This is a genomic window from Microcystis sp. M53598_WE2 (assembly GCF_030067735.1).
Lineage (GTDB): Bacteria > Cyanobacteriota > Cyanobacteriia > Cyanobacteriales > Microcystaceae > Microcystis > Microcystis aeruginosa.
The window spans coordinates 1-3646 of sequence record NZ_JASJFE010000985.1 but is presented as its reverse complement, the minus strand read 5'-3'; the positions used below and the strand labels follow the sequence as shown (position 1 = coordinate 3646).

The 3646-nt window shown below is 47.4% G+C and carries 2 protein-coding genes; one reads left to right on the top strand and one right to left on the bottom strand.

All coding sequences use genetic code 11. The annotated features are described in order from the left end of the window. Positions 1–168: 168 nt before the first annotated feature. Positions 169–453 carry a helix-turn-helix domain-containing protein gene (locus PX636_RS20130; RefSeq protein ID WP_288118508.1) on the bottom strand — a complete coding sequence of 95 codons (285 nt, stop codon included), beginning with the start codon at positions 451–453 and terminating at the stop codon, positions 169–171. Between the two features lie 634 nt (positions 454–1087). Between PX636_RS20130 and PX636_RS20125 the strand changes: the two genes are divergently transcribed. Beyond that, positions 1088–3475 (top strand): ATP-dependent Clp protease ATP-binding subunit, encoded by a 2388-nt coding sequence (locus tag PX636_RS20125; protein ID WP_288118506.1) that lies wholly within the window; start codon positions 1088–1090, stop codon positions 3473–3475. Positions 3476–3646 lie beyond the last annotated feature (171 nt).

The window sequence follows — 3646 nt, the reverse complement described above, 5'->3', positions numbered from 1 at the left end:
TGAAATGGGGCGAAAGTCTGTGGACTCTGTGTAAGACAGTACATGGTTTTTTAACTGTGGTATGCGACGGTGGTGGAAGCAGAAACTTAAATCGTGAGGTTTAGGAATCGCCGCACTTTTAGGGCGGCGAGGATGTCAACTGCGGCACTCCGAACTTTCTGACTTCCCTCAGAGCAACTCGATTCGCAATTGGCGGCCCACCACAGAAGCCGCCCGTTGGATAGTATCGAGAGAAACGCCCGTCTTTTCCGGGTCGAGGAGGCGGTCAAGTTGCGCTCGACTGGTCTGCATCCGCGCCGCCATCTCCGTTTTGGTCAGAGAGAGCCGTTTCATCTCCTCAGCCAACTGCCGCAACCGTAACCGTTTGAGTGCCACCGCACTACAGTCCTCCTCAAGACCTTCTTCTTTGAGAAAAGCATCGAAATCGGAGCCAGTATGGCGGTTAGCGGTCATATTTTTGCTGTTCCTTCTTGCGCTAGTAGGGGCGAACGGCCGTTCGCCCCTACTAGATTTCCCGTTTTGGGGTTTTTGGGACTTCGCCGATGTTGCCGTGCGGCAGAATCGTCTCCCCTCGGCTGATGTAAAAGATGACCCGCGTGATGCGTCTGCCCGTAGGGGCAATTCATGAATTGCCCCTACTCCGCACCTCCCATAAGTCTTGATAACCGGAAAGTGAACGGCACAGGGGCAGCCGATGGGAAAGCTAAACTCTACGTCCTTGATATCGCTGCCAATAATCCGGCAATCTTCACGGCCGAGGGTTTTCCACCAATCTTTGACTGGCTCCGACCCAGCTTCGGCTCGAAAAAACTTGGCTGGCAGCCTTTTCAATCCTTACCTTCTCAGTTATCGTACCTTATATGGTACATCAATAATTATCATTTTTGCATTAGTTTTGTAGAGCGACAGTTGCACAGGGGGTCAAGTTATAACTCCCAGTAGCCTTAATTTTTGTTAAGGATTTTAAGCATCGCCCAAGCTCACCACTGACTAACCCACCCTACTGATACGGATATCACCCTTCCGGCTAATGTAAAGAAAACGTTACAGTAACAAGTAAAGCCCAGTAGCCAGGAAGCCGTAGATCATGTTTGAATACTTTAACCAGAAAGCTATCAAAGCGGTGATGTTCGCCCAAGAAGAAGCCCGTCGTACCGGTCACAGTGTCGTCGGTACGGAGCATTTACTGTTAGGATTGATAGGAGAAGCCACCGCCACCGCAGCCTTAATTCTCAAGGATTTAAAAGTTACCCTGCACGAAAGTCGCCGCCTGATTGAAGGAATGACCGGCCGCGGCACCGGTTACAGTCCCGTTAATATCCCTTTTACCCCGAAAGCGAAAAAGATGTTCGAGCAAGCATTTCAGGAAGCTCGACAATTAGGGGAAAATGCGATCGCACCTGAACATCTATTACTCGCTATCACCAGCGATCCCGAATCCCTAGCCGCTAAAATTTTAATTATGCAGGGTGTTGATTTGATCAAACTTCGCGGCCTTTTAATTAAAAATGCCGGGGAAAAAGTCGCTAGTGGTCGCTTAACGGGAATGGGTGATTATAAAGACCAGAAAAATGCTCCACAAGGCGGTATTTTAGCCCAATATGGTCGCAATTTAAACCAAGAGGTCAAAAATGGCAAAATTGACCCTGTAATCGGTAGAGAGCCAGAAATCGAGCGAGTTGTCCAAATTTTAGGCCGTCGTACCAAAAGTAACCCGATTTTACTGGGTGAGCCGGGGGTGGGCAAAACAGCGATCGCTGAAGGGTTAGCACAACGCATCCATAATGGCGATATTCCCGAACTTTTGCAGGATAAACAGGTAATTGCCCTCGATATGGGGTCTTTACTGGCGGGAACCCGTTTTCGCGGCGATTTTGAGGAACGTTTAAAGGGTATCGTGGAGGAAGTTCGCAAATCGGGCAATATTATCCTGTTTATCGATGAAATTCACACTCTTGTGGGTGCTGGTAGCATGGGAGGAGCCATGGATGCTTCTAACTTGCTTAAACCTGCTTTAGCTCGCGGGGAGTTACAGTGTTTAGGGGCAACAACTCTCGATGAGTATAAACGGCATATTGAGCGAGATGCGGCTCTAGAAAGACGTTTTCAGCCAGTTATGGTGGGAGAACCAACTAAAGAGCAGGCGATCGAGATTTTACGCGGTTTAAAAGCCACCTACGAGGATTTCCATCAGGTAAAATACGATCAAAAAGCGATCGAAGCTGCCGTTAATCTATCCTCTCGCTATATCAATGATCGCTTTTTACCGGACAAAGCGATCGATCTTCTCGATGAAGCGGGATCCCGCACCCATCTACGCTATTCCCTGCAAAGTACAAGTCCTGCGGAGGTTAGCGAAGAATCACCCCTAATTAACCCCGAATCTTTAATTCCAGTGGTAGATGCGGAGGAAATCGCCCAAATTGTCGCCGCTTGGACAGGTATTCCCGTTAGCCAATTAACTGAAACTGAGTCGGAATCGCTCTTAAATCTGGAATGTCAACTGCACGAGCGGATTATTGGCCAACAGGAGGCAGTGAATGCCGTTTCTCGTGCTATTCGTCGAGCGCGAGTAAATTTAAAGAATCCTAACCGTCCGATTGCCTCGTTTATTTTTGCCGGTCCCACGGGAGTCGGTAAAACTGAATTAACGAAAGCCTTAGCTAAGTTGCTCTTTGGCTCGGAATCCAGTATGATTCGCCTAGATATGTCGGAATTTATGGAATCCCACACGGTTTCTAAGTTAATTGGTGCGCCTCCCGGATACATCGGTTACAATGAAGGCGGTCAGTTAACGGAAGCAGTGCGTCGTCAACCCTATAGAGTGGTTTTGTTTGACGAAATCGAGAAAGCACATCCCGATGTTTTTAATCTTCTCCTGCAACTGTTAGAAGATGGTCATTTGACCGATTCCCAAGGTCGTCGGGTGGACTTTAAGAATACCCTAATTATCATGACCTCGAATATTGGCTCAAAAGTCATCGAAAAAGGCGGTAATAGCTTAGGATTCGAGATTGCTGACGATTTTGCTCAATCGCGCTACCAACAGATTTCTAATCGGGTGACAGAGGAGTTAAAACAATATTTCCGTCCCGAATTTCTCAACCGTCTCGATGAAATCATTGTTTTCCGACAGTTAACTCGCGAAGAAGTTACCCAGATTGCCGATATTCTGATCGCGGATCTAGCCAAACAATTGACAGAAAAAGGCATTTCTGTGGAAGTTACCGCCGCTTTTAAGGATTTGGTCATCAATGAGGGTTATGATCCTAGCTACGGTGCGCGGCCTTTACGTCGTGCTTTAACTCGACGCTTAGAGGATAGTTTAGCGGTCGCGATGTTATCGGGAAAAGTCAATTCTGGAGACCATGCGATATTAGATGTAACTGCTGAAGCTGTGGTGACAGTCTCTAGTCATCAGCGCTCTGAGCAAAGCGATATTCTCTCGCAATTACAGTTACAACCAGTGGGTTAATCCCCTCAAAAATTGCTTTTTTCGGGGTTGAAACATTTTCAACCCCGATTTTTATCATCTAGGAAAAATAACTTCTAGGGGAGCGGGAATCATCTCGCTACGAAGGTCAAGAATCTGAACTAGGATTAAATAGGGTCTGCTGAAAAAGTTTTTCCTAGGGGCAGGGTGTAG